Raw genomic sequence first — 24,847 nt, 5'->3', positions numbered from 1 at the left:
TTTGCCTCACCCGAACGACCTCAGTCCAGCGCCGCGTCCAGGGTGATCGTCGTCCCGGACAGGGCCTTCGACACCGGGCAGGTCCGCTCCGCCGTCTTGGCCAGCTCGGCGAAACGGGCCGCGTCCACGCCCGGCACCTTGGCGCGCACCGTGATCGCGATGCCGCTGATCTCGAAACCGCCCCCCTGCGCCGGTCCGAGGGTGACTTCGGCGCTCACGTCGACGGACTCCGCGGCCAGGTTCTCCGATTCCAGCACGCCGGTCAGGTTCATCGCGAGGCACGAGGAGTGCGCGGCGGCGATGAGTTCCTCGGGGCTGGTCTGGCCCTCCGGGTTGCCGGCACGCGTCGGGAACGACACGTCGAACTGGCCCGCGTTGGACGAGTCGAGCGTGACGTGACCCTTGCCGGTCTGCAGGCCACCCACCCAATGGGTCGTGGCATCGCGGCTGGGCATGGTGTCCACCTTTCGTCGCTGGGAAGATCTCCTCCACGAACGTAGCGCACAATTAAGTTGTACGCAACGAATACGTCCGGGGAACGCGCGCGGCTGAGCGATTCCCTGGACTTCTACGAGCAGGCCTGGTGGAGCCTCGTGCCCAGTGAGCTGACGACGATCGCCGGCTCGTCGGCCATCTGACCTTTGTGGAGCTCTACCGGTTCGAGGTCGTCCTGGACGGCAGGCCCGATCGACACCAGCCGCGCCATCGCGGCGGAACTCGAACCCGGCTCACGTGTGTCCTACCGGGACGGCACGATCAACCTCCGCTACGTGCTGATCCACCTGGTGGAAGAGACCGGCAGGCACGCGGGGCACCTGGATCTGCTGCGTGAGCTGACCGACGGCCGAACCGGGGAATGACACCTCCGGCGCGGTGATTTTGCAACGGCAGGGCCGACACGCGGCGTGGCTACTGGATTCCGGTCTGCCGGATCCCTACCTTCGGCGGACGGAGCGGGGAGTTGACATAACTCTGAACCTTGAGTTTAGGTTGAGGGTTTTCGCTCCCGGTGAGCGGTACGAGGAATCACGATAGGAAGGCGGACCCGATGACGCCCCCGCACAACTACCTCGCGGTGATCAAGGTCGTCGGCATCGGCGGTGGCGGTGTGAACGCCGTCAACCGCATGATCGAGGTCGGCCTCAAAGGTGTCGAGTTCATCGCGATCAACACGGACGCGCAGGCGCTGCTGATGTCCGACGCCGATGTCAAGCTCGACATCGGCCGCGAGCTGACGCGAGGGTTGGGCGCAGGCGCCAACCCCGAGGTGGGGCACAAGGCCGCCGAGGACCACCGCGAGGAGATCGAGGAGGTGCTCAAGGGCGCCGACATGGTCTTCGTGACCGCGGGCGAGGGCGGCGGCACCGGGACCGGTGGCGCGCCGGTCGTCGCCTCGATCGCGCGCAAGCTCGGCGCGCTCACGATCGGCGTGGTGACCCGCCCGTTCACCTTCGAGGGCAAGCGCCGCGGCAAGCAGGCCGAGGACGGCATCCAGTCGCTGCGCAACGAGTGCGACACCCTCATCGTCATCCCCAACGACCGGCTGCTGCAGCTCGGCGACATCGGCGTCAGCCTGATGGACGCCTTCCGCTCGGCGGACGAGGTGCTGCTCTCCGGTGTCCAGGGCATCACCGACCTGATCACCACGCCGGGTCTGATCAACCTGGACTTCGCCGACGTGAAGAGCGTGATGTCCGGTGCGGGCAGCGCGCTGATGGGCATAGGGTCCGCGCGCGGTGAGGGCCGGGCGGTGCAAGCCGCCGAGAAGGCCATCAACTCGCCGCTGCTGGAAGCCTCGATGGAGGGCGCGCACGGCGCGCTGCTGTCCATCGCGGGCGGGTCCGACCTCGGCCTGTTCGAGATCAACGAGGCCGCCTCGCTCGTGCAGGAGGCCGCGCACCCCGAGGCCAACATCATTTTCGGGACGATCATCGACGACTCCCTCGGCGACGAGGTGCGCGTGACGGTGATCGCGGCCGGTTTCGACTCCGGCTCACCCACCCACAAGAAGCTCGAGCCGCCGTCCGTGGGCACCCGCTCGGCGACGGTCTCGGCGGAGGCGGGCCAGGTTCGCCCGCCCGAGCCCGCGGCCCCGGCGACGCCGCCGCCCGCCCCGCCCGCGGGTGGCGGGTTCCCGGTGACGCCGCCGCGCACGCCGCCGTCGGGCACCAGCTACGGCACGCCACCGTCCGGCACGAACTACGGCACCCCCTCCGGTGGGCTCCCGCAGCCCGGCGGCGGCTCCCGCAGCTACCCGTCGCCGCGCACCACCGGCGGCCAGGGCAGCCTGCCCAGCCGGGCGGTCCCGGTGACCGACGACCCCTCCGACGACGAGGTCGACGTCCCGCCGTTCATGCGGCGCTGACGTCCACCGGGCCTGACCCGCGCGGTCAGGCCCGGTCGTACTGCTCGACCTCGTCGATGGCGCGGGACAGCGTCCACCGTTCGTCCTCGGTCAGCTCCCACGGATCGTCGTCGCGCAGCGCCAGCGCCAGCCGCTCCGAGGCGAGGATCTCGAGCAGGTCCGGCACACCCGTGCCCACAAGCATCTCGATCAGCGGGCACGACCACGGCGGGTACGGGAACCGCGCGGCGTGACGGCTCGCCTTCGCCTCCTGCCAGATCTTCCGCGTCGCCTCGGGCCCCTCGTGGTAGGCGGCGTCCTGCAGCAACCGGCACCAGCCGATGTCGGAGCGGTCCGACGCGCCGCTGAACTCGCCCCAGACGTCGGCCTCCGCGACGTCCCGGAACAACGGCAGCGCGGCGGCGCGGTCACCGGCCTCGTAGAGCGCGTGCGCCTGCTCCAGCTTCCGGTTCAACCGCGTCGCGGCCGTGGCGCCGTGCTTCACGACGTAGTCCTCGGTGTCCCGGGCGAGGTGCGCCACGTCCTGGACGCGGTGGGTGAAGTCGGTGAGGTCGCCCAGGTCTTCCGCCGGCACGCCGTGCTCCCACGCTTCGTCGATCAGGGCGATCGCGCGGTCGTTGCGTTCCGTCATCTCCCCCGAGTCGGTGAACTCGATGTCGTCCAGGTGCCCGTAGGCCGCGGCGAGCGCCAGCGGCCCGCGCACGTCCGCGGCCACCTCGCCCGCCAGCAGCTCCTCCGCCGCCGCGGCGATCCCGCTCCAGTCCTCCTCCCCGGCGGGGGTGAACAGGGCGGCCACGTCCGGCGGCAGTTTCCCGGACGCGACGAGCGAGGTGACACTGGCGGGCAGCGGCGGCAGATCCACGGTGCCTGAGACCGCACGGGACCCCGATCCGGTTCCCAGTAGGCTCGGGAGAAACCGGGCGAGTGGAGGTAGCGGACTTTGCGCATCCGTCGGGTGGTCACGACCAGGGCGGGCGGCGTCTCGACCCGGCCGTACGACACGTTCAACCTCGGCGACCACGTCGGCGACGATCCGGCCGCGGTCGAGGCCAACCGCAAGCGGCTGGGCGCGGAACTCGGCGTGGAGCGGGTGGCGTGGATGGAGCAGGTGCACGGCCGCACCGTGACCGTCGTCGACGGTACCGAGACCGCCCCGGCCGAGGCGACCGACGCGCTCGTCACCACCACGCCGGGCCTGCCGGTGGCCGTGCTCGTCGCCGACTGCGTGCCGGTCCTGCTCGGCGACCCGGGGACCGGTGTCGTGGCCGCGGTGCACGCGGGCCGTGTCGGCGCCCGGGTCGGTGTGCTCCCCGCCGCGCTGCGGGCGATGGCCGCGGCAGGCGCCGAGATGGGCCGCATCGAGGTCCTGCTCGGCCCGGCGATCTGCGGCGAGTGCTACGAGGTGCCCGCGGAGATGGCCGCCGACGTCGAGGAGCACCTGCCGGGCAGCGCCACCCGCACCCGCGGCGGCAAGCCCGGTCTCGACCTGCGTGCCGGGCTGTGGCGTCAGCTCGCCGAAGCCGGCGTGGGCAAGGTCGGCGTCGACCCGCGCTGCACGGCTGAGGACCCGGCCCTGTTCAGCTACCGGCGCGACGGCACCACCGGCCGCATCGCCGCGCTGACCTGGACCGAGCCGGAATGACGGACCAGCAGCGCCGGGACGCGATCGCCCGGGCCCTCGACGCTGTCGAAGCACGCATCGCCAAGGCGTGCGTGGCCGCTGGACGGGCCCGATCGGAGGTCCGCCTGCTCGCCGTCACCAAGACCTTCCCCGCCTCCGACGCGGCCCTGCTCACCGACCTCGGTCAAACCGGCCTCGCGGAGAACCGCGACCAGGAAGCCGGCCCCAAGGCCGGCGAGGTGCGCCTGCTGCGGCCCGGCGTCCAGCCGCGGTGGCACATGGTCGGCCGGTTGCAGCGCAACAAGGCGCGGTCGGTCGTGCGGTGGGCCGACGAGGTGCAGTCCGTCGATTCGGTCCGCCTCGCCGATGCCCTCGCCAAAGCGATGAGCGCCGCGCACGAGGCGGGGGAGCGTTCCGGCACGCTCGACGTCCTCATCCAGGCCAGCCTCGACGACGATCCGTCACGAGGCGGCTGCTCGCTCCCCCGACTGGGTGAGCTGGCCGACCACATCAGCGGACTCGACGTCCTGCGGCTGCGTGGCGTGATGGCGGTCGCCCCGCTGGGCGAGGACCCCGCGCCCGCCTTCGCGCGCCTGGCCGGAGCCGCCTCCGACCTCCGGCGGAACCATCCGGAGGCGTCCGAACTGTCCGCGGGCATGAGTGCTGATCTTGAACCCGCCATCGCGCACGGTTCGACATGTGTGCGTGTCGGAACCGCGTTGCTCGGCGCCCGCGGTTTAGCCTCGCCGTAGCGAGATCACCCGGAAGTGAGCGATCACGTCCGGGTAGTCAGGGTGAGGGAGCGGCTAGGGAGAGGCATGAGCGCGCTGCAGAAGCTGAAGGCCTACTTCGGCATGATCCCGGCCGACAGTGACGGTTACGACGGCTACGACTCGTACGAGGCCGCCGACCGGTACGACGACGACTACCGGCGCGACTACGCCGACGACGAAGCCTACGACGGCTTCGACGAGGAGCCGCTGCCGCGTGCCCGCCGACGGTACCGCGCCGGGTCCGACTACGAGGAGGAGGCCCCGCTGCGGGCACGGGCACGCGTACCGGAACCCTCGGTGCACGGCGCGCTCGCGGTCGACCGGCAGCCGGAACCGGTGGCGCGGCTGCGGCCGGTGCCGGAGCCCGCCCGCGTCGCGGCGCGGGACGCGCTCGGGAAGATCACCACCCTCCACCCCACGAGCTACGTGGAGGCGCGGGGGATCGGTGAGGCCTACCGCGAGGGCGCGCCCGTGATCATCAACCTGACCCAGATGGAGAACGCGGACGCCAAGCGTCTCGTGGACTTCGCGGCGGGTCTCGCGTTCGCGCTGCGCGGGTCGATGGACAAGATCACGAACAAGGTGTTCCTGCTCTCGCCGCCGGACGTCGAGGTGACCGCGGAGGAGCGCCGCCGGATCGCCGAAGGCGGGCTTTTCCTTCGTCACTGACCGCGATCACAGGGTCCGGAAAAGGGGCCGGAACCGTGTGATCGCACCATCACGATTCGTAGCAGTTTGGGCCGAACGGGTGAAACCGTTGGCTAAATCACAGTTCGATTACGTGACCCGGACAGACCGGGTGTTCCGGGTGCTCCAGGGGTCACGGCGATGTGGCAGAGTGGTGTTCGTGGATGCGGTCCGGCTAGTCCTCTACTACGTGCTGTTCGTCTTTTGGCTGCTGCTCACAGCGCGTGTCGTGGTGGAGCTCGTGCGTGCCTTCGCACGGGACTGGCGCCCCGCCGGCGGGGTTGCGGTGACGCTGGAGACCATCTACACAGTGACCGATCCTCCGGTCCGCGTGGTGCGGAGGATCATTCCGATGGTTCGCGTTGGCGGCGTCGGACTGGACTTATCGATTATGGTGCTGCTGTTGGTTGTGTTCATACTGATGCAACTGGCGCTTCCCGGGTGACTTCGGGGGAACCCGGGTGTCGGAGCAGGCCATGGAGTGCGTGAGGTGATCTGATGTCGTTGACCCCCGCTGACGTGCATAACGTTGCGTTCAGCAAGCCACCCATCGGCAAGCGGGGCTACAACGAGGACGAGGTGGACGCGTTCCTCGACCTGGTGGAGACCGAGCTCGCGCGGCTCATCGAGGACAACAACGAGCTGCGCCAGCAGGTCGAGCAGCTCGACGCCGAACTCGAAGGCAGCCGTGCCGACCTCGAGGCCGCCCGCGCCGGTTCCGGCCCGCAGGAGCGCCGCCTGGCCCCCGTGCCCCCGCCGCCCTCGCCCGCCGAGCAGACCCAGGCCCACCCGATGTCGGACGGCGGCGAGCCGAACGTGCAGGCGGCGAAGGTCCTCGGGCTGGCCCAGGAGATGGCCGACCGGTTGACCGCCGAGGCCAAGACCGAGTCCGACGGCATGCTCGCCGAGGCTCGCGCGAAGTCCGAGCAGCTGCTCTCCGACGCCCGCACCAAGGCCGACTCGATGGTCAACGAGGCGCGCACCCGTGCGGAGAACATGCTCAACGACGCCCGCACCCGGGTCGAGACGCTGGAGCGCCAGGCGCGCGACAAGGCGACGACGCTCGAGCGCGAGGCGCAGCGCAAGTACACCGAGACCATGAACACGATGAACAGCGAGAAGACCGCGCTGGGCAAGAAGATCGAGGAACTGCGCACCATCGAGCGCGAGTACCGGACGAGGCTACGTGGTTTCCTCGAGTCGCAGCTGCGTGAGCTCGACGACCGCGGGTCGGCGGCTCCGGCTTCGGCGTCCTCGAACACGGGACAGGCGACGTCCGGTTCCGGCGCCAGCCAGGGCTACTCGTTCGGCCCGCGGGCCGAAGCGGGCTGACCAACCGGTGACGGTTCCGGCACTCCGCGTGGGAGGGTCGGAACCGTTCCGGGCGTGGTTCGTGCTGTAATTCACCGTGCTCTTCATCGTTCTCATCCTGGTTCTGGCCGCGCTGGGGTTGCTGATCGCGGCCCTGATCACGGCGAACTCGCTGTGGGCGTGGATCTCGATCGGCTTGTCGATCGTCGCCGGGCTGGTGCTGGTAGCCGACTTCGTGCGGCGCCGCGTCGCCCGCCGCCGGGCGGCACGCGACGCGGCTGAGGATGCGTCCGCCGCCGTGGACGAGGATGAGGACGAGAAGCCCGAGCAGTCGGCCGCGCCGGAGGATGCCGCGGAACCAGCGGCCGCCGAAGCCGGTGAGGCGCCGTCGGACCAGACCACGCTGATGCCCGCCGCGGGTGAGCTGACGGGTACCACCGAGGAGGGCGAGCCCGGCGAGGAGCCCACGGCCCCGTCCGACGCCGAGATCGTCGACGAGCTCGAAGACGAGGTCGTGGTCGTCGACGAGCACCCCCGCTACCACCTGACGGACTGCGGCTGGCTCGCCGACCGCGACACCATCCCGATCTCCGTGAGCGAGGCCAGGGACCTCGGCTTCACCCCGTGCGCCCGCTGCACCCCCGACGCGCACCTCGCGGAAGCCCACCGCGCGAAGAACGAGTCCAAGGCCTGAACCGCACGCCACCTCCGTGGCACTTCCGCCGGCGCCGGAAGGTCGACGACCGGTGCGGGCACGTGCGCGAATCGTCCCCGTTCCACACATCTGCCCAGTACGCTCCGTCCGTGCGCCGTTTGCTGGTCGTGGCCGCTCTGCTACTCACGGGTGCCTGCGGTGCGCCCGCCCCCGAGCCCGAACCGCCGCCCTCGACGCCGGTCGTCACGTCCACACCGCCGCCGCGCATCGTGGGCACTCCGATGCCGGTCGAGCTGACCGGACCACAACCGGACATCCTGGACTACGACGAAATCGAGGCGGCCGAGCCGGGCGCCCCCGAGGGCGCGCCCCTGCGAGAGCGGATCATCAAGAAGATTCGTCAGGAAACCCTGTCGATGGCCAGCGTGGCGGGCACCATCACCGCGTCCTGCCGGGGCGGCTCCGTTCCCTCGGACTGCACGACGACCTACAACGGGGTGGCGGTGCACTGGTCGGTGGTCGAATCGCTGCTGTCCACGAGCTTGGCGACGGAGTACGAGTTGTGGCCGGACAAGGAGCTGCTGACGAGCAAGATCATTTACCACAACGTCTACGTCTACCTCCACCAGACGCCCGACGACGCCGTCCGGTGCCAGGAGGTCCCGGACGTGGTGCTGGTCGAGAAACCCCGCGAGTACTCCACGGAGTCGATCGACACCGGTATCCGGTGCCAGTTTCTCGGTGTGGCACGGGACGGGCAGCGCATCTGGACCGAGATGCGGCTGTTCATGGACAACAGCGGCATGACGTGGGCCAGGGCGGGGTAGTGGCACTCCATCGTCAACGTCGCCCTGCTGCTCTCCGGCGGGGCGCTCGGGGACGCGATCGGCCACCGCCGCCTCCGCGGGGTGCACTCGCTCCGGAGGCCGCGACGCTGATCGTTTCCGTGTGGGTCTGAGCCGGGCTCACGGCCCTCGCGGTGCGGCGACCCTCCGGAAACCCGGTTGCGTGAGGCCGCTAACCTGGTGAGACAGGGCGTCGATCCGGCCATCACCGGGGAGCCTCCGGAAGAACGGGACCCCGGTCCCCAGTAGAACCGGACGGGTACGGCCCGTCACAGCCGTCAACGAAGTGGCCCGCCCTCCGGCGGGCAAGCGGGGTGGTACCGCGGAGGAGCGCCCGGACGGCGCCTTTCGTCCCCGTGCTGGATCGCAGCGATCCACCACGAGCGACGGACACCGCGAGGAGCGCACCGATGTACCCGAAGGTCCAGCTCGGCGACGGCCCGGCAGGCCAGGTCCCGGCCCAGCCGTCCTTCCCGGCGCTGGAGAACAGCGTGCTGGCCTACTGGGAGTCCGACCGGACGTTCCAGGCCACCATCGACGCGCGCGAGCCGGGGACGAACGGCAGCAACGAGTACGTCTTCTACGACGGCCCGCCCTTCGCCAACGGCCTGCCGCACTACGGCCACCTGCTCACCGGGTACGTCAAGGACATCGTGCCGCGGTACCAGACCATGCGCGGCCACCGCGTCGACCGCCGCTTCGGCTGGGACACCCATGGTCTCCCCGCCGAGCTGGAGGCCGAGCGGCAGCTGGGGATCACCGACAAGTCCCAGATCGACGAGATGGGCATCGCCGCGTTCAACGACGCGTGCCGCGAGTCCGTGCTGCGCTACACCGGCGAATGGCGCGACTACGTCACCCGTCAGGCCCGCTGGGTGGACTTCGACAACGACTACAAGACGCTCGACGTCACCTACATGGAGTCGGTGATCTGGGCGTTCAAACAGCTGTGGGACAAGGGCCTGGTCTACGAGGGCTACCGCGTGCTGCCCTACTGCTGGCGTGACGAGACGCCGCTGTCCAACCACGAACTGCGGATGGACGACGAGACCTATGCCAGCCGTCAGGACCCGGCACTGACCGTCGGGTTCCGGATCGAGGGCAACGGCACCGGCCTCGACGGCACGTACCTGCTCGTGTGGACCACCACGCCGTGGACCCTGCCGTCCAATCAGGCGACCGCGGTGCACCCCGAGGTCACCTACGTGGTGGTCGAGTCCGGCGGACAGCGGTTCCTGCTCGCCGAGCCGCGCCTGGCCTCCTACGCGAAGGAACTCGGCGAGGAGCCCGCCGTCGTCGCGCGTTACCAGGGCGCCGAACTGGCGGGCATCAAGTACGCGCCGCCGTTCCCGTACTTCGTCGGCAACGCCAACTCCCACCAGGTCCTGCTGGCCGACTTCGTCACCACCGAGGACGGCACCGGAATCGTCCACATGGCACCGGCCTACGGCGAGGACGACAAGGCCGCCGGTGACGCGGCGGGCATCGTGCCGGTGACCCCCGTCGACGCGCATGGCCGCTTCGACTCCACCGTGCCGGACTACCAGGGCAAGCAGGTGTTCGAGGCCAACCCGGACATCATCCGCGACCTCAAGAACGGCACCGGCCCGGTCGTGGCGCAGGGTCCGGTCCTGCTGCGGCACGAGACCTACGAGCACTCCTACCCGCACTGCTGGCGCTGCCGCAACCCGCTGATCTACCGCGCCGTGTCGTCGTGGTTCGTGCAGGTGACCGCGTTCAAGGACCGCATGGTCGAGCTGAACCAGCAGATCACCTGGTACCCGGAGCACGTCAAGGACGGCCAGTTCGGCAAGTGGCTGGAGAACGCGCGTGACTGGTCGATCTCGCGTAACCGTTACTGGGGCACACCGATCCCGGTGTGGGTCTCCGACGATCCGGCGCACCCGCGCACCGACGTGTACGGATCGCTGGACGAGCTGCAGCGCGACTTCGGGGTGCGGCTGGACAACCTGCACCGGCCCTTCATCGACGAGCTGACCCGCCCGAACCCCGACGACCCGACGGGGAAGTCGACGATGCGCCGGATCCCGGACGTGTTCGACGTGTGGTTCGACTCGGGCTCGATGCCGTATGCCCAGGTGCACTACCCGTTCGAGAACGCGGAGTGGTTCGAGCACCACTATCCGAGCGACTTCATCGTCGAGTACATCGGGCAGACACGGGGCTGGTTCTACCTGCTGCACGTGCTCGCGACCGCGTTGTTCGACCGGCCCGCGTTCCGGATGTGCGTCTCGCACGGCATCGTGCTCGGTTCCGACGGGCAGAAGATGTCGAAGTCGCTGCGCAACTACCCGGACGTCAACGAGGTGTTCGACCGGGACGGTTCCGACGCGATGCGCTGGTACCTGATGGCGAGCCCGATCCTGCGCGGCGGCAACCTGATCGTCACCGAGAAGGGCATCCGGGACGCGGTGCGCCAGGCCGTGCTGCCACTGTGGAACTCCTACTACTTCCTCGCGTTGTACGCCAACGCCGAGGGCGTGGAGGGCACGTGGCGCACGGACTCGGAGCACGTGCTGGACCGCTACATCCTCGCCAAGACCGGGGAACTGGTCACCGATGTCGAGTCCGCTTTGGATATCTGCGACATCGCGGGCGCGTGCGCGTCGGCCCGTGACTTCCTCGAGGTGCTGACGAACTGGTACGTGCGCCGGTCGCGCGAACGGTTCTGGGCGGGCGAGCGGGACGCGATCGACACCCTGCACACCGTGCTGGAGGTCGTGTCGCGCACGCTGGCGCCGCTGCTGCCGCTGACCACCGAGGCGGTGTGGCGCGGGCTGACCGGCGGCCGTTCGGTGCACCTGCGGGACTGGCCGCTGGTGGGCGAGCTGCCCGCGGACGCGGCGCTGGTGACGGCGATGGACCGGGTGCGTCAGGTGTGCTCGTCGGCGCTGTCGCTGCGCAAGGCGAACAAGCTGCGTGTGCGGCTGCCGCTGGCGAAGATGCTGATCGCGGCCGACGACGCGGACGCGCTCGCGAGCTTTACCGACATCATCGCCGACGAGGTCAACGTCAAGGACGTGGAGCTGAGCACCGACGTCGCCGCGCATGGCCGGTTCGAGGTCGCGGTCAATGCCCGCGCCGCCGGGCCGCGCCTGGGCCGCGACGTGCAGAAGGTGATCAAGGCCGTCAAGGCGGGCGACTGGACGACCACGCCCGGCGGTGCCGTCGTGGCCGCGGGCATCGAGCTGGCCGAGGGCGAATACGAGCGGCGCCTGGTGGCCAAGGACGAGGGCGCGACCGCGGAGCTGCCCGGCGGGTCCGGTCTCGTGCAGCTGGACACAGCGGTGACGCCGGAGCTGGCCGCCGAGGGTGTGGCGCGTGACCTGGTCCGTGTGGTGCAGCAGGCGCGCCGCGACGCCGGTCTCGACGTGGCCGACCGGATCGTGCTGACCGTGGACGCGCCCGCGGACGTGGTGGCGGCGGTGGAGGCCCACGAGGAGTTCCTCACGGGCGAGACGCTGGCGAACTCCGTGTCCTACGGCGAGGTCGCGGAGGGGTTCGCGGGCGCGGTCGGCGACGGGGACAAGATCACCGTGGCGGTAACGAAGGCCCCCTGATCCCCGAAAGAAGGGGAAACACCAACAGGGGGTATCGCCCGTGGGCTGGCGCAGGTGGGTCCTGGCAGGGGGTGCCACCGCGGTCGTCGCGATCGTCGTGGCGGCCGTGGTCGTCGTGCTCGGCGGATCTTCCGGTGAAGAGCCGAGAGCCAGCGGTACCACCGAGGACGCTGGCACGGTCGCGAACCGGTTCCTGACCGCGTTCGCCCGTGGTGACGTGGACGCCGCGGCGGCGCTGACCGACGCGCCACGCGAGGCGAGCGTGACGCTGTCCGACGTGCGACGCGGTCTGGCCCCGCGGTCGGTGTCGGCCCAGCTGCGGCAGGTCACCCCGGGCGGGACACGGGCGACGGCGGCGTTCACGGTCGGCTGGACGATCGCCGAGGGCAAGGTGTGGACCTACGACAGCGCGCTCGACCTGGTCGGCGGCGACAGGGCGTGGCGCGTGCACTGGAGTCCCGCGGTCGTGCACCCGCAGTTGCGGGCGGGTCAGCTGCTCACGGTGCGCACGGCGGCGGGCAAGAACGCGGTGGTCGACCGCAACGGCCGCCCGGTGCTGATCTGGGAGGCCGCCGGGCCCACCGCGGGCCCCGGCGCGGGGCCGGTGCTGACTCCCGCGTTGCAGCGCACGGCGTCGGGCCGCTCGCAGGGCGGCTGGTCGGTCGTGGCCACCGACGACGGCGGCGTGGTCCAGGAGGTGCTGTACGGGCAGGGTGACGTCGAGGTGGCACCGCTGACGACGACGCTGAGCCTGCCGGTGCAGGACGCCGCGCAGAAGGCCGTGGACTCGGCCCCCGTGCCCGCGATGCTGGTCGCGATCCAGCCCTCGACGGGCGGCCTGCTCGCCGTGGCGCAGAACGACGCCGCGGGCCTGGACCCCAAGGCGCTCAACGGTCTCTACGCGCCGGGCTCGACGTTCAAGATCGCCACGGCGACGGCCCTGCTGGAGTCCGGAACGTCCGCGGACACGGTCGCGGAGTGCCCGGCGACAGCGCGCATCGGACAGCGCACGATCCCCAACGACGATCAGTTCTCCTACCCGCCGCTGCCGCTGCACTCGGCGTTCGCGCACTCGTGCAACACCACGTTCGCCCAGCTGGCCTCGGCCCTGCCCGCCGACGCCCTCGCCGCGGCGGCGGACGAGTTCGGCCTCAACGCCGACTTCACCATTCCCGGCATCACCACCGAGGCGGGCAAGGTGGTCGTCACCACCGGCTCCGCGGACCAGGTCGAGGCGGCGATCGGGCAGGGCACCGTGCAGGCCAGCCCGTTCGGGCTGGCGCTGATGGCGGCCACGGTCGCGCACGGCGGGGCGGTCACGCCGAAGCTGTGGGAGGAGCTGCCGACCGAGGTCGGCACCGGCTACCGGGCGCCGTCGCGGGCGGTCGTGGACGCGGTGCGGTCGATGATGCGGGAGGTCGTCACCGGCGGCACCGCGACCGGGCTCCGCGGCAGCGGCACCGTCTACGGCAAGACCGGCACCGCCCAGTTCGGGGACGGCAGCCGGGCCAACGGCTGGTTCGCCGGGTACCGCGAGGACATCGCGTTCGCCGTGCTGCTGCTCGGGTCGAACTCGTCCAAGCCCGCGGTGGAGGTGTCGTCGGTGTTCCTGAACGCGGCGGCCTGACACTTCGGCCTGCACCGACGTGTCGTGCGGTTAGCGTGGACCGCGTGGAAACGATCGCACTCGCCGAGGTGGCCGCGGTGCTCGCCGACCCGAGCCGCGCCGCGATGTGCCTGGCCCTGCTCGACGGCCGCGCCTGGACCGTGGGCGAGCTGGCGCGTTCGGCCGGTATCGCGCCCTCGACCGCGAGCGAGCACGTCACGCGCCTGAAGGAGGCCGGGTTCGTCGCCGGGGTCAAGCAGGGCCGCCACCGCTACGTGCGGATCAGCGATCCGCGCGTGGCCGAGCTGATCGAACACCTGGCCCAGCACGCGGAACACCGCTCGACGGCGGGCCTGCGCGACTCGCTGCGCGTGCGGCGCCTCGCCTTCGCCCGCACCTGCTACGACCACCTCGCCGGGACCGTGGGGGTCGCCCTGCGCGACGGCATGGTGCGGACCGGGCTCGTCGACGAGGCGGACGGCCTCGCCCTGACCGATCACGGTCGTTCCGTGCTGACCGGGCTGGGCGTGCCCGTTCCGGCCGGCGGACGGCGCCCGCTGCTGCGGGCCTGCCTGGACTGGACCGAACGGCGCGACCACCTCGGCGGGGCGCTGCCGGCGGCGTTGTTCACGCACGGGGTCGAGCAGGGCTGGTTCCTGCGACGGCCCGACCGGGCGGTACGTCTGATGCCGGCCGCGGAGGAACCGCTGGCGCTGCTCGGTGCCGAGCTTCCGGGTGAGCGACCCGGCGCCGCCTGACATCGCGGTCCGCGCCCCTCGTTGGGGCGCAAGGAGAACGCGGCCTCGCCGGGCCCGGCGGAACCCTCGGATGACCCGCTCCCATCCCGCCTCCCTATTCTGGTAGCCGATAATCCGGGCAGGGGAGGTGCGGGTGGGCGAGCTGCCGGTCGTGCTGGGGCTGGGCGCGTCCGTCCTGCTGGCCGCCGTCCTCGCGGTGCGGTTCTCCACCCGGCTGGGCCTGCCGTCGCTGCTGCTCTACCTCGGGATCGGGGTGCTGCTCGGCGAAGCCGGGTTCGGCATCCAGTTCTCCGACCCGTTCCTGACCCAGGCGCTCGGGCTCGCGGCGCTCGTCATGATCCTCACCGAGGGCGGGCTGACGACCCGCTGGGCCGCGGTGAAACCCGCGCTGGGCCAGGGAGTGGCACTGTCCACGGTGGCGGTCGCGCTGAGCATCGCGATCACCGGGCCCGCCCTGCACTGGCTGCTCGGACTGGACTGGCGCGCGGCCCTGCTGTGGGGTGCGGTGCTGGCGCCCACCGACTCGGCCGCGGTGTTTTCCGTGCTGCGCCGGGTGGGGCTGTCCAAACGGCTGGTCGGTGCGCTGGAGCTGGAATCCGGCATCAACGACGCGCCCGCCTACATCGCGGTCGTCGTGCTCGCCGAGGGCACCCGGGTCGACTGGTCGCTGCCGCTGCTGGTGGTCTACGAACTGGCCGCGGGACTCGCGCTCGGGCTGGTGCTCGGGTTCGCCGGGGCGTGGGCGCTGCGCCGGGCGGCGCTGCCCGCGACCGGCCTGTATCCACTTGCGACGGTGGCCGTGTGCTTCCTGGCCTACTCGTCGGGGCAGCTGCTCCACGCGTCCGGGCTGCTGGCCACCTACGTCGCCGCGGTGGTGCTGGGCAACTCCCGGCTGCCGCACCGGTCCGACACGGTGTCCTTCGCCGAGGGCCTCGGCTGGCTCGCGCAGATCGGGTTGTTCGTGCTGCTGGGCCTGTTCGCCTCGCCCGGCCGTCTGCTGGAGGCGATCGTGCCCGGATTGATCGCGGGTGCGGTGGTGCTGCTGCTCGCCCGGCCGGTCTCGGTGCTGATCACCCAGCTGCCGTTCCGGGTCCCGCTGCGCGAGCAGGTGTTCCTGTCCTGGGCGGGGTTGCGCGGGGCGGTGCCGATCGTGCTCGCGATGATCCCGCTCTCCCAGCAGTTCGACGGCGCCCAGCACCTCGTCGACGCGGTCTTCGTGCTCGTGATCGTGCTCACGCTGGTGCAGGGTGCCACGCTCGGCCCGCTCGCGCGGGTCTTGAGGTTGACGGCCGACACCGAACCCAAGGAGATCGCGGTGGACGCGGCCCCGCTGGACGAGTTGCAGGCCGAGCTGCTGCAGGTCAAGGTCCACCAGGGCTCGCGCCTGCATGGTGTGTACCTGTCCGAGCTGCGGCTGCCGACCGGTGCCTCGCTGAGCCTGATCGTGCGCGAGGGGCGCAGTTTCACGCCCCAGCGGACGGATCGCCTGCAGCGTGGGGACCAGATCCTGATCGTGGCGACGGAGTCCGCGCGCGAGGCCGCCGAGCGCCGGATCCGCGCGGTGGACCGGGCCGGGCCGCTGGCCCGCTGGAAGGGCGAGTCCGGCAGGTGAGAGGCGCTGGCGCCGTGGCCGGGGGATCGGCTACGGTGTGGCGGTAGGTCATGAGTGCCAGCGTCAAGCCCCGGCTCGCTGGCCGGCAACCCTCCTTCCGCGGTGGGGTGCCCCGGGTGAGGACCTGGCTCGTCGCGAGGTGCGGCGGGCAAGCGCGGACCCCTCATGCGGGTCCCGGACCCGAGGAGCTTTTCGGTGACTCTCGCTCTCGACCGTGTCGGCACCCCCGTCGTCCCGGCTGTGACCGCCGCGGCTTCCGTACCGTTGGTCACCGGCGGTGAGCTGGACTACGCCAACCTCGACCACGCGGCGAGCGCGCCGTGCCTGGCCGAAGTGCGGCGCGCGGTGGACGAGTTCCTGCCCTACTACGCGAGTGTGCACCGTGGCGCCGGGTTCGCCTCGCAGGTGTCCACAAAGGTCTACGAGCGCACCCGCGACGTGCTGCGCCGGTTCGCCGGGGCCCGCCCGTCGGACGCGGTCGTGTTCACCCGCAACACGACCGACGCGCTGAACCTCCTGGCCCGCAGCGTGCCGCGGCGCACGTCGGTGGTGGTGTTCGACACTGAGCACCACGCCGCGCTGTTGCCGTGGCGCGGGCCGAACGTGCAGCGCATCCCGTTGCCCGCGACGCGTCTCGAAGCGGTGTCCGCAGTGGACGAGGCGCTGCGGGCGTGCCCGGAGGGGCCGCGCCTGGTGGTGGTGACGGGTGCCTCGAACGTGACCGGGGAGTTGTTGCCGGTGGCGGACATCGCGGCGGTGGCCCGGCGGCACGGCGCCCGCGTCGCACTGGACGCCGCGCAGCTGGCCCCGCACCGGCCGATCTCGGTGCGCGAGCTGGACGTGGACTACGTGGCACTGTCCGGGCACAAGCTGTATGCGCCGTTCGGGGCGGGCGCGCTGATCGGCCGCGCGGACTGGCTGCGCGCCGCGGACCCGTACCTGGCGGGTGGCGGCGCGACGAAGTCGGTGCGCCGCAACGGGGAGGCCGTGGGCGTCGCGTGGCAGGCCGGCGCCTCCGAACGCCACGAGGCCGGCTCGCCGAACACGGTGGGCGTGTACGCGCTGGGTGTGGCCTGCGAGCGGTTGAGCGCGTCGTGGGACGCCGTCATCGCCCACGAGGAGGCTTTGCTGGACCGGCTCGAACGTGGCCTGGCGGCGGTGCCGGGGTTGAGCGAGTTGCGCCTGTTCGACGGTGGCGTGTCACGGGTCGGAACGGTCAGCTTCGTGCTCACGGGAACGGACCCGGGCCGTCTCGCGGCGGTCCTCTCCGCCGAATACGGAATCGGCGTCCGCGACGGAGCGTTCTGCGCGCACATCGCGGTCTCGCGCCTGGTGGCGCGCACGGGCGAGGAGGGCACGCAGGCGCTGCGAGTGAGCCTCGGGCTAGGCACAACGCCCGAACACGTGGACCGGCTGATCACAGCTCTGCGTCAGGTGGTCGCCAGGGGCCCCCGATGGACCTACGCCCTGGTCGAGGGCCAATGGGCCCCGTCGCCGGACCCGCGCCCACTCCCCGCCTTCCTCCGCTGACCCCTTCCCGGCCCGCTGCACGCACCTATCGGGCCTCGGCTTCGAAGGGTGTGCTGGGGGCGTCTGGTGTGAGCTGGGCTTCGGCATGGAGGAGTGGGGTGTGGTGGGGGCTTCGGCAGCAGCCTCCCTGGTGACCGACGGTCAACGCAATCAGGTGTCCGGACCACGGGCCGAGCGCACGCTGCCGTCCGGCGCCGCCCGGACTTGACCCGTGCTGTGCCTGGTCTGGCCCGGGGTTCGTCCCGCTCAGGCCGGGCCTCGTCCGTTCCGGCCCGGCCTGCCTCCGGCCCGATCCAGCTCGGCTCGGTCCCACTCGGGCGAATGGCTGCTTGGCCCAGCTCAGCGTGCCTCGCCCGGCGCGGTCCTGCCCGGTCTGCCCGGTACGGAGCGGCCCGGCCCTGCGCGGCGCGGCCCTGCGCGGCCCGGCCGGTACGGCCCGACCCGGCCCCGCGCGGCTCGGCCCGCCCGCCCCTGGTCCTGCCCGGTCCGCCTGGTCCTCCCCGGCCCGGCTCGGCCCGCCTGGTCCTGCCCGGCCTGCCCGGTACGGAGCGGCCCGGCGCTGCGCTGCGCGGCCCGGCCCGGCCCACCTGGCCCCGCGCGGCCCGGCTGGTCCGGTCCGTCCCTGGCTCGCCCGCTCGGCGGCCGTGCACGCTCGCCTGACCTCGGCCACCCCCGCCCGTCACCATCAAGTCCTGCTCCCGCGGGGCTCAGACGCGGAAGGGCGAATGGCGCCTCCACCGGCCCCTGTCCGGCAATCGTCCACCGCCCGGGTCGTCCCCTCGTCTCGTCCGTCTGACCTGCCCGCAACCCGTACGTCCGCCCGGCTGCGGCTTCCCGTCACGACCGGCCGTTGCCGTGCCTGCCCGGACAGCGTGGACAATGGCGTGGTGAGCAGTGACTCCCAACCCTCCCCGGACACCGTGCCCGACGAGCAGCCGGTGGATCCGCCCCAGCGGCGTTCGCTGCTGCTGGCCCTGATCGCCGTCGTGGTGCTGGCCCTCGACATCGTCACCAAGTCGATCGTCGTGGCGACCCTGGAGGGGCACGAGCCGGTCCGGCTCCTCGGTGGATTCGTCTACCTGCAGTTGATCCGCAACCCGTTCGCGGCTTTCGGCATGGGGCCCACCGGGATGACCTGGATCTTCGGCATCGTCGCGATCGGGGTGGTCGTCGCGCTCATCTGGTTCGCCGGGCGGTTGCGGTCGGTGGGCTGGGCGATCGGGCTGGGGCTGATCCTGGCCGGCGCCGCGGGGAACCTGACCGACCGGCTCTTCCGCGCGCCTGGCGTGCTGCGCGGTCATGTCGTCGACTTCATCTCGGTGTTCGCGCCGAACGGGGACGTCTGGCCCGTGTTCAACGTCGCCGACTCCGCGATCTGCGTCGGCGGTGTGCTGATCGTGTTGCTGTCGCTGCTGGGCCGCGAGTACGACGGCACCGTGAAGGGCAAGGCGAAGCGTTGAGCGCCCGGATGCTGCCCGTCCCCGACGGGCTCGACGGCATGCGCGTGGACGCCGGTCTCGCGAAACTGCTCGGCCTCTCCCGAACAGTGGTCGCCGATCTGGCCGAGTCCGGGGACGTCCTGCTCGACGGGCGGGCAGCCGGCAAGTCCGACCGCCTTTCGGCCGGGGTGCTCCTCGAGGTGACGCTGCCTGACCCCGACAACCCGGTCGAGGTGGTCGCGGAACCGGTCGAGGGCCTGCGCATCGTGCACGACGACGAAGACATCGTGGTCGTGTCGAAGCCGGTCGGTGTCGCGGTGCACCCCAGCCCCGGCTGGACCGGTCCCACCGTCGTCGGCGGGCTCGCCGCCGCAGGACTGCGCGTGTCGACCTCCGGTGCCGCGGAGCGGCAGGGCGTGGTGCACCGGCTGGACGCGGGTACCACGGGTGTCATGGTCGTCGCCAAGAGCGAGCACGCCTACACCGTGCTCAAGCGCGCGTTCAAGGAACGCACCGTCGAGAAGGGCTACCACGCGGTCGTGCAGGGCCACCCGGACCCGACTCGCGGCACCATCGACGCCCCCATCGACCGGCACCCGCGTCACGACTACAAGTTCGCGGTGGTCGCGGGCGGCCGTCCGTCGGTCACCCACTACGAGGTGATCGAAGCCTTCCGCGCGGCGTCGCTCGTCGACGTCAAGCTGGAGACCGGGCGCACCCACCAGATCCGCGTGCACTTCTCGGCGCTGCGGCATCCGTGCGCGGGGGATCTGACGTACGGGGCCGACCCCGTGCTCGCCCGCAAGCTGGGGCTGACGCGACAGTGGTTGCACGCGCGCACGCTGGGCTTCGCCCACCCGTCGGACGGCCGGTGGGTCGAGTTCGAGGCGCCATACCCCGAAGACCTGTCCCACGCGCTCGACGTGCTGCGCGCCGAAAGCTGAAGCGGCCGGTCAGTCGTCCAGCGACCAGGTCAGCGACCGCTCATCCGGCTCGGGCCGCGGGCTCCACCGCACCGACACCACGCGCGTCGACTCGGGCAACACATACACGGTGTGGCCGCCGGCCGTCTCGCCCGGCTGGACGCCGATCTTGTGTGGCGGCCGGGACGTCAGCGACACCGGCGCCTTCGCGATGGGATTCCCGTCGACGGTGATGAGCTCCAGATAGTTGTCCGGCAGCGAGACGAACGGGATCGGGCCCTTGTTGGTGACCTCGGTGTGCACCACGACGGCCCGCTCACCCGGTTCGAGGCGGTAGCCGGCCGCGCCGAACAGAAAGTCCGCGGGATCCTGAACCTCCAGCAATTGCACCGCGAGCTGCTCACCCTCGAGTCCCTGACTGGCCAGGCTGTCGCCGATCTTGCCGGTGCGCGGACCGGGCGGGGGAGCGGGCCGCTGGTCCCCACGCGCCCACGACGCGGTCTGCGGCGGCCCCCACGTGCTGATCACCGGGTCGAGCGCCGCGACCTGGCCGGAGGCCGACGCGCCGGGTGCGGAGTAAGGACCCGACGGGACGCCGTAGGGACCACTCGGTACCTGCCCCGGTGCGGACGCCGACGAACCGGCACCCGGTACCGCGTACGGTCCCGACGGAACGCCCTGCCCCGGCTGAGCAACTGCCGGGCCGGCATACAGTCCGGGCTGCGCGGGCTGGGACGCTTGCGGGCCGGCACTTGGTCCGGCAAAGGGCCCGGGGGGCATACCCTGCCCCGGTTGGGGAGCTGACGAGCCCGGCACCGAATAGGGCCCGGACTGCACGGGGTAGCCGGCGCCCGGTCCACCAGGCGGCGTCCCCGGTCCCGGATACCCACCGGGGCCTCCTGCAGCCGTCCCACCACCAGGACTGTTGATGACCGAGGCCTGGTCCGGATGCCCACCGGTGGCAGGCGACGCGCTGTGCGGGACGTGTCCGCCGGTAGCCCCGGGCACGATCCCGCCAGGGACCGCGTACTCGGGAGCAGGCCCACCGGAACCGCCGTATGCCGGGCGATCAGGGAGCGCGCCGGCTGAACCGAACTGCCCGCCATGCGCCGCTCCACCGGGCCCGGCGTGTGTCGAGTGGTCGAGAGAAACGCTCCCCGGCCCGATGGCCCCGCCCGGGGCCGGGTACTCCGGGAAAGCACCGCCGGGGCTGCTGGTCCCGCGATACGCGGAATGCCCGCCGGCAGCTTCGGAAGTGCTGTTGTGGGGTGGGTGACCGGGTGCGCCCGGCGAAGCATATCCAGGGCCGGTCCCGTAGGTGGGATAACCGGCGCCTCCCGCCTGCCCGGCGGGAACCGAGCCGGAGGGCACGCTCTGCCCCGGATGGGCCGGGGATGCCGGCCCGTGCGATGGCGCCATAAGCCCGGCAGGAACCTGGTACGGCCCCGAAGGCACGCCCTGGACCGGCGGTGCGTTCTGCACCGGCCCGGCCTGGAACGCTCCCGCGAGCGCGGAGCGCAGACCCTGTGGGTCGCTTTCCACGCCGACCAGCAGGGGCAGCCCACTGCCGGACAGGGCCACCAACCGGTATGCGGCCTCCCGCGGGTCCATCCCGACCTTGGCCGCGAGCTCGTGCACGGCCGCCTTGCCCAGCTCGGCCAGGGCGGCGAGCAGGCGGGCATCGGCGGGATCGGTCACGGCCACAGCTGGAAACGCTACCGTCTCGCCTCCGTCGTCCGCTTCTTCACCCCGGAGGACGGCGCGATGGTTCTAGGCTGACGACAGCCGAACGCCGACAGTGGGATGGATGGATGACCGAGGTCGTGAAGCTCGCCGACGAGTTCGTGGACGCCCTGTTCGACGCGGAGCCGCTGTGGCCTGCGGTGCTGGGTCTCGAGTCCGATCGCGACGGGCTCGAGGACTTGAGCGAGGAGGCGGAAGCGGCTTACCGCGACCGGCTGGCGGGTTTCGTCCAGCGGGCCGAGGCCGTCGATCCCACGGGACTCGACGCCAGGGACAGGGTGACCCGGGAGGTGCTCCTCAGCCAGGCCCGGGGCAATCTGGACCGGCTGAGCACTCACCTCGTCGAGTTCACCGTCAGCGACATCTTCGTCGCACCCGCAGTCGGCCTTCTGACCATCTTGCCGATGATCGGCGTGCCGGACGACGAACAGGGCCGCCGCCACCTTCGGCGGCTCGCCGCCATCCCGCGCTACCTTGAGCAGGCCGCGGACCGCCACCGTGCGGGCGTCGCCGCCGGACGGCTGCCTGTCGAGCACCTCGTCCGTGCCGCCATAGCGCACCTCGACCGCTATCTCGCCGCACCGGACGCCGATCCGCTGCTTCGCCAGCCCGCGCCCAGCGAGGGCTTCGGCGATGAGCGCGCCCGGCTGCTGGCCGAAGTCGTCCGGCCCGCGTTCGCTGCCTACCGCGATGTCTTGGTCACCGACATCGTTGTCCACGGCCGGCCGCCGGAGAAGCCGGGCGTGTGCTGGCTTCCGGACGGCGAACGGATCTACGCCTCGCTCGCCCGGACACACACCACAACCGATCGCAGCCCGGACGAGTTGCACGAAACCGGCGAGCGGCTCATCCGTGAACTCGCCGGGGAGTACACCGCCATCGGTTCCCGCGTCTTCGGTACCTCCGATCTGTCCGAGATCTTTCACCGTCTGCGCACTGATCCTGATCTCCGCTGGGGCAGTGCCGAGGAACTGCTCGACACTGCCCGTGCCGCGATCAGCCGCGCCGAGCAGGCCGCGCCGTCGTGGTTCGGCCGGATTCCTCCCCACCCGTGGATCGTGGAACCGGTGCCGCCGGCCGAAGCGCCGGGCGGGCCCGCAGCCTTCTACCTGCAACCGGCTGTCGACGGCTCCCGGCCCGGGATCTACTTCGCCAACACCCATGAGGTGACCGAGCGTTTCCGGCACGCGGCCGAGGTGACGGCCTTCCACGAGGCCATCCCCGGCCACCACTTCCAGCTGTCGACCGCCCTGACACTGACCGATCTCCCCCTGCTGCGCCGGATCGGGGACTTCAATGCCTACGCCGAGGGCTGGGGCCTCTACAGCGAACGACTGGCGCAGGAGATGGGCCTGTACTCCGGCGATGTCGCCCTGCTCGGCATGCTCACCATGGACTCGATGCGTGCCGGCCGCCTCGTCGTGGACACCGGCCTGCACGCCAAGGGCTGGAGCCGGGCGCAGGCCGTGAACTACCTGCGGGAGAACACACCCATGCCCCAAGTGGAGATCGAGTCCGAGGTGGACCGCTACATCGCCTATCCCGGCCAGGCGCTGTCGTACATGGTCGGCCGTCTGGAGATCCAGCGCGTGCGTGCCCGCGCCGAAGGAGCGCTGGGGGAGCGGTTCGACATCCGAGCCTTTCACGATCTGGTGCTGGGCGGCGGCGCTCTTCCCCTGTCGGTGCTGGAGGCTGTGGTCGACGAGTGGATCACCCGCGCATGAGCCAGGTGGACGACCTCGCCGACGAGCTCACGAACCGGTTGTTCGAGGCCGATCCACTGCGGCCCTCCGTGCTCGGCCTGCCGGGCAGTCATGACCGCCTGCCCGACCTCAGCGAAGAAGCGGAAGCCCGGCATCGAGAAACTTGTCTCGACATCGCCGCCCGAGCCGAGGCGCTCGACGTCACGGGGCTCCACCCCGAGGCGGTACTGACTCGTGACGTCGTGGTGCAGCAGGCACGCGCTGCTGTCGACCTCCTGGACGCGAAGCTGCCCGAGTTCGCCGTCAGTGACGCTTTCACCGCTCCCATTCAGCTGCTGCTGATCACCCTGCCGATGATCAAGCTGACCGACGAGGTCCGGGCGACGGGTTTCGTCGCCAGGCTGGCCGCGATCCCGTCCTTCGTGGATGCGGTGATCGAACGTCAGAGCCGCAGCCGCCTCATCCCGCCCGGGTTCCTCGTGGACGCGGCGATCGGCTACTTCGACCGGTTGCTCGCCTCGCCCGTGATCGAACCGCTTCGGCTCGACGTCGGTTCGAAGGCGCTGGCCGCGGAGCGGGACACAGCGCTGGACACCCTTGTTCGCCCCGCCCTGGCTCGGTATCGCCGGTTCCTGGCCGAGGATCTGAAGCCGCGCGCGCGGCCCGCCGAGGAACCCGGTTTGTGCTGGCAACCGGGCGGCCTGATGAGGTATGCCGGGCTTATCCGCGCGCACACCACGACCGATCGCTCGGCGCAGGAACTGCACGACATCGGGCTGACGCTGATCACGGATCTGGCAGGTGAGTTCAGGTCCCTCGGGAGCCGCGTCTTCGGCACCACCGAGCTGAGTGAGATCTTCACCCTCCTTCGCACGGACCCCGGGCTGCGCTGGAGCAGCGGTGCGGAGCTGCTGGCCGCGGCCCGAACGGCCATCGAGCGCGCGGAGGCCGCGGCACCCCGGTGGTTCCGGACCACCCCCGCCGAGCGGTGTGAAGTCCGGCCGGTCCCTGACACGGATGCCGATGCGGGCACCATCGCCTACTACGTGGAACCCGCGCTCGACGGTTCCCGTCCGGGCATCTACTACGCGAACACCTCGCAGGCCGGTGAACGGTTCCGCCACGTCAGTGAAGCGGTCGCGTACCACGAGGCGGTGCCCGGCCATCATTTCCAGCTGTCGCTCGCGCTGGGACTCGAACTGCCTCTGCTGCGCAGGATCGCCGATGTGAACTCCTACGTCGAGGGCTGGGGACTCTACGCGGAGCGGTTGGCCGACGAGATGGGGTTGTACTCCGACGATGTGGCCCGGCTCGGAATGCTCACCCAGGACGCGATGCGCGCCGGCCGTCTCGTGGTGGACACGGGGCTGCACGCCCTGGGCTGGAGCAGGCAGCAGGCGGTGGACTACCTCCGGGAGAACACGCCGATGGCGCCGGTGGAGATCGAGGAGGAGATCGACCGCTATGCGGGCTGCCCTGGCCAGGCGTTGTCCTACATGGCCGGGCGGCTCGAGATCCAGCGGATCCGTGCGGCCGCCGAACGCGCGTTGGGTGAGCGGTTCGACGTTCGTGATTTCCATGACGTGGTGCTCGGACATGGGATCCTTCCTCTGCCGGTGCTCGACCGGGTGGTTTCGGACTGGATTACCAGCCGGTAATGTGACGCGCATCAGGTAAGCGCACGCTTAGAACAGA

The 24,847-nt window shown here is 71.2% G+C and carries 21 protein-coding genes, 1 pseudogene and 1 riboswitch; of the genes and pseudogenes, 19 read left to right on the top strand and 3 right to left on the bottom strand.

All coding sequences use genetic code 11. The features are described 5' to 3' along the window. Positions 1 to 20: 20 nt before the first annotated feature. Complete coding sequence (locus HNR02_RS30725; protein WP_179777128.1) at positions 21 to 455, bottom strand: OsmC family peroxiredoxin; 435 nt, start codon at positions 453 to 455, stop codon at positions 21 to 23. Positions 456 to 506: 51 nt separating this feature from the next. On the opposite strand from HNR02_RS30725, the pseudogene HNR02_RS30720 reads away from it, so the two are divergent. Together HNR02_RS30720 and ftsZ are read left to right on the top strand one after the other, a co-directional pair. Beyond that, a pseudogene (locus HNR02_RS30720) lies at positions 507 to 860 on the top strand (mycothiol transferase). A 188-nt stretch (positions 861 to 1,048) separates the two neighbouring features. Continuing rightward, positions 1,049 to 2,365, top strand: a complete 1,317-nt coding sequence (gene ftsZ / locus HNR02_RS30715) for a cell division protein FtsZ (protein WP_179777127.1) — start codon at positions 1,049 to 1,051, stop codon at positions 2,363 to 2,365. A gap of 25 nt (positions 2,366 to 2,390) precedes the next feature. On the opposite strand, the gene HNR02_RS30710 is transcribed toward ftsZ, so the two are convergent. Continuing rightward, positions 2,391 to 3,227, bottom strand: a complete 837-nt coding sequence (locus tag HNR02_RS30710) for a hypothetical protein (RefSeq protein WP_179777126.1) — start codon at positions 3,225 to 3,227, stop codon at positions 2,391 to 2,393. 78 nt (positions 3,228 to 3,305) lie between these two features. On the opposite strand from HNR02_RS30710, the gene pgeF reads away from it, so the two are divergent. The 14 genes from pgeF (at position 3,306) to HNR02_RS30640 (ending at position 19,727) form a co-directional block, all read left to right on the top strand. Next, positions 3,306 to 4,007 (top strand): peptidoglycan editing factor PgeF, encoded by a 702-nt coding sequence (pgeF, locus tag HNR02_RS30705; protein ID WP_179777125.1) that lies wholly within the window; start codon positions 3,306 to 3,308, stop codon positions 4,005 to 4,007. Beyond that, on the top strand, positions 4,004 to 4,738 hold the full coding sequence (locus HNR02_RS30700) for a YggS family pyridoxal phosphate-dependent enzyme (RefSeq protein WP_179777124.1): 735 nt from the start codon (positions 4,004 to 4,006) through the stop codon (positions 4,736 to 4,738). The genes pgeF and HNR02_RS30700 overlap by 4 nt, the downstream gene beginning before the upstream one ends. Before the next feature lie 66 nt (positions 4,739 to 4,804). Continuing rightward, the gene (locus HNR02_RS30695; protein WP_179777123.1) at positions 4,805 to 5,428 is read left to right on the top strand and encodes a cell division protein SepF; all 624 of its coding nucleotides are present in this window, start codon (positions 4,805 to 4,807) and stop codon (positions 5,426 to 5,428) included. A 178-nt stretch (positions 5,429 to 5,606) separates the two neighbouring features. Then, positions 5,607 to 5,891, top strand: a complete 285-nt coding sequence (locus tag HNR02_RS30690; RefSeq protein WP_179777946.1) for a YggT family protein — start codon at positions 5,607 to 5,609, stop codon at positions 5,889 to 5,891. Between the two features lie 53 nt (positions 5,892 to 5,944). After that, positions 5,945 to 6,778: a DivIVA-like cell division protein Wag31 gene (gene wag31, locus HNR02_RS30685; protein WP_179777122.1), complete on the top strand. Its 834-nt coding sequence runs from the start codon at positions 5,945 to 5,947 to the stop codon at positions 6,776 to 6,778. Positions 6,779 to 6,854: 76 nt separating this feature from the next. Beyond that, positions 6,855 to 7,451 (top strand): hypothetical protein, encoded by a 597-nt coding sequence (locus HNR02_RS30680; protein WP_179777121.1) that lies wholly within the window; start codon positions 6,855 to 6,857, stop codon positions 7,449 to 7,451. A gap of 110 nt (positions 7,452 to 7,561) precedes the next feature. Then, positions 7,562 to 8,239, top strand: coding sequence for a hypothetical protein (locus HNR02_RS30675; RefSeq protein WP_179777120.1), 678 nt, complete (start codon positions 7,562 to 7,564; stop codon positions 8,237 to 8,239). A gap of 428 nt (positions 8,240 to 8,667) precedes the next feature. After that, positions 8,668 to 11,838, top strand: coding sequence for an isoleucine--tRNA ligase (gene ileS / locus HNR02_RS30670; RefSeq protein WP_179777119.1), 3,171 nt, complete (start codon positions 8,668 to 8,670; stop codon positions 11,836 to 11,838). A gap of 40 nt (positions 11,839 to 11,878) precedes the next feature. Continuing rightward, a complete protein-coding gene (locus HNR02_RS30665; protein WP_179777118.1) occupies positions 11,879 to 13,465 on the top strand; it encodes a penicillin-binding transpeptidase domain-containing protein in 1,587 nt (528 codons plus the stop codon). A gap of 44 nt (positions 13,466 to 13,509) precedes the next feature. Next, the gene (locus HNR02_RS30660) at positions 13,510 to 14,202 is read left to right on the top strand and encodes an ArsR/SmtB family transcription factor (protein ID WP_179777117.1); all 693 of its coding nucleotides are present in this window, start codon (positions 13,510 to 13,512) and stop codon (positions 14,200 to 14,202) included. A gap of 133 nt (positions 14,203 to 14,335) precedes the next feature. Next, positions 14,336 to 15,814: a potassium/proton antiporter gene (locus HNR02_RS30655; protein ID WP_179777116.1), complete on the top strand. Its 1,479-nt coding sequence runs from the start codon at positions 14,336 to 14,338 to the stop codon at positions 15,812 to 15,814. A 46-nt stretch (positions 15,815 to 15,860) separates the two neighbouring features. Next, positions 15,861 to 15,975, top strand: a riboswitch (SAM riboswitch). Between the two features lie 34 nt (positions 15,976 to 16,009). Next, positions 16,010 to 17,344: an aminotransferase class V-fold PLP-dependent enzyme gene (locus HNR02_RS30650; RefSeq protein WP_312861226.1), complete on the top strand. Its 1,335-nt coding sequence runs from the start codon at positions 16,010 to 16,012 to the stop codon at positions 17,342 to 17,344. Positions 17,345 to 18,231: 887 nt separating this feature from the next. After that, positions 18,232 to 18,804 carry a signal peptidase II gene (lspA, locus tag HNR02_RS30645; RefSeq protein WP_179777114.1) on the top strand — a complete coding sequence of 191 codons (573 nt, stop codon included), beginning with the start codon at positions 18,232 to 18,234 and terminating at the stop codon, positions 18,802 to 18,804. Continuing rightward, positions 18,801 to 19,727, top strand: a complete 927-nt coding sequence (locus tag HNR02_RS30640) for an RluA family pseudouridine synthase (protein WP_179777113.1) — start codon at positions 18,801 to 18,803, stop codon at positions 19,725 to 19,727. Before lspA ends, HNR02_RS30640 begins: the two co-directional genes overlap by 4 nt. Before the next feature lie 9 nt (positions 19,728 to 19,736). On the opposite strand, the gene HNR02_RS36620 is transcribed toward HNR02_RS30640, so the two are convergent. Then, positions 19,737 to 20,636, bottom strand: coding sequence for a DUF4352 domain-containing protein (locus HNR02_RS36620; protein WP_312861295.1), 900 nt, complete (start codon positions 20,634 to 20,636; stop codon positions 19,737 to 19,739). A gap of 474 nt (positions 20,637 to 21,110) precedes the next feature. On the opposite strand from HNR02_RS36620, the gene HNR02_RS36895 reads away from it, so the two are divergent. Genes HNR02_RS36895 through HNR02_RS30620 form a run of 3 tightly spaced genes read left to right on the top strand, consistent with a single transcriptional unit; the run spans position 21,111 to position 24,810 of the window. Further along, positions 21,111 to 21,485: a hypothetical protein gene (locus tag HNR02_RS36895; protein ID WP_179777112.1), complete on the top strand. Its 375-nt coding sequence runs from the start codon at positions 21,111 to 21,113 to the stop codon at positions 21,483 to 21,485. Positions 21,486 to 21,517: 32 nt separating this feature from the next. Further along, positions 21,518 to 23,173 carry a DUF885 domain-containing protein gene (locus tag HNR02_RS30625; protein ID WP_179777111.1) on the top strand — a complete coding sequence of 552 codons (1,656 nt, stop codon included), beginning with the start codon at positions 21,518 to 21,520 and terminating at the stop codon, positions 23,171 to 23,173. Further along, positions 23,170 to 24,810, top strand: a complete 1,641-nt coding sequence (locus HNR02_RS30620) for a DUF885 domain-containing protein (RefSeq protein ID WP_179777110.1) — start codon at positions 23,170 to 23,172, stop codon at positions 24,808 to 24,810. Before HNR02_RS30625 ends, HNR02_RS30620 begins: the two co-directional genes overlap by 4 nt. Positions 24,811 to 24,847: the final 37 nt, after the last annotated feature.

The sequence above is a fragment of the Amycolatopsis endophytica genome, assembly GCF_013410405.1.
GTDB classification, from domain to species: domain Bacteria; phylum Actinomycetota; class Actinomycetes; order Mycobacteriales; family Pseudonocardiaceae; genus Amycolatopsis_E; species Amycolatopsis_E endophytica.
Note: the sequence above shows the minus strand (reverse complement) of the source record. Positions and strands in the feature narration are given on the sequence as shown.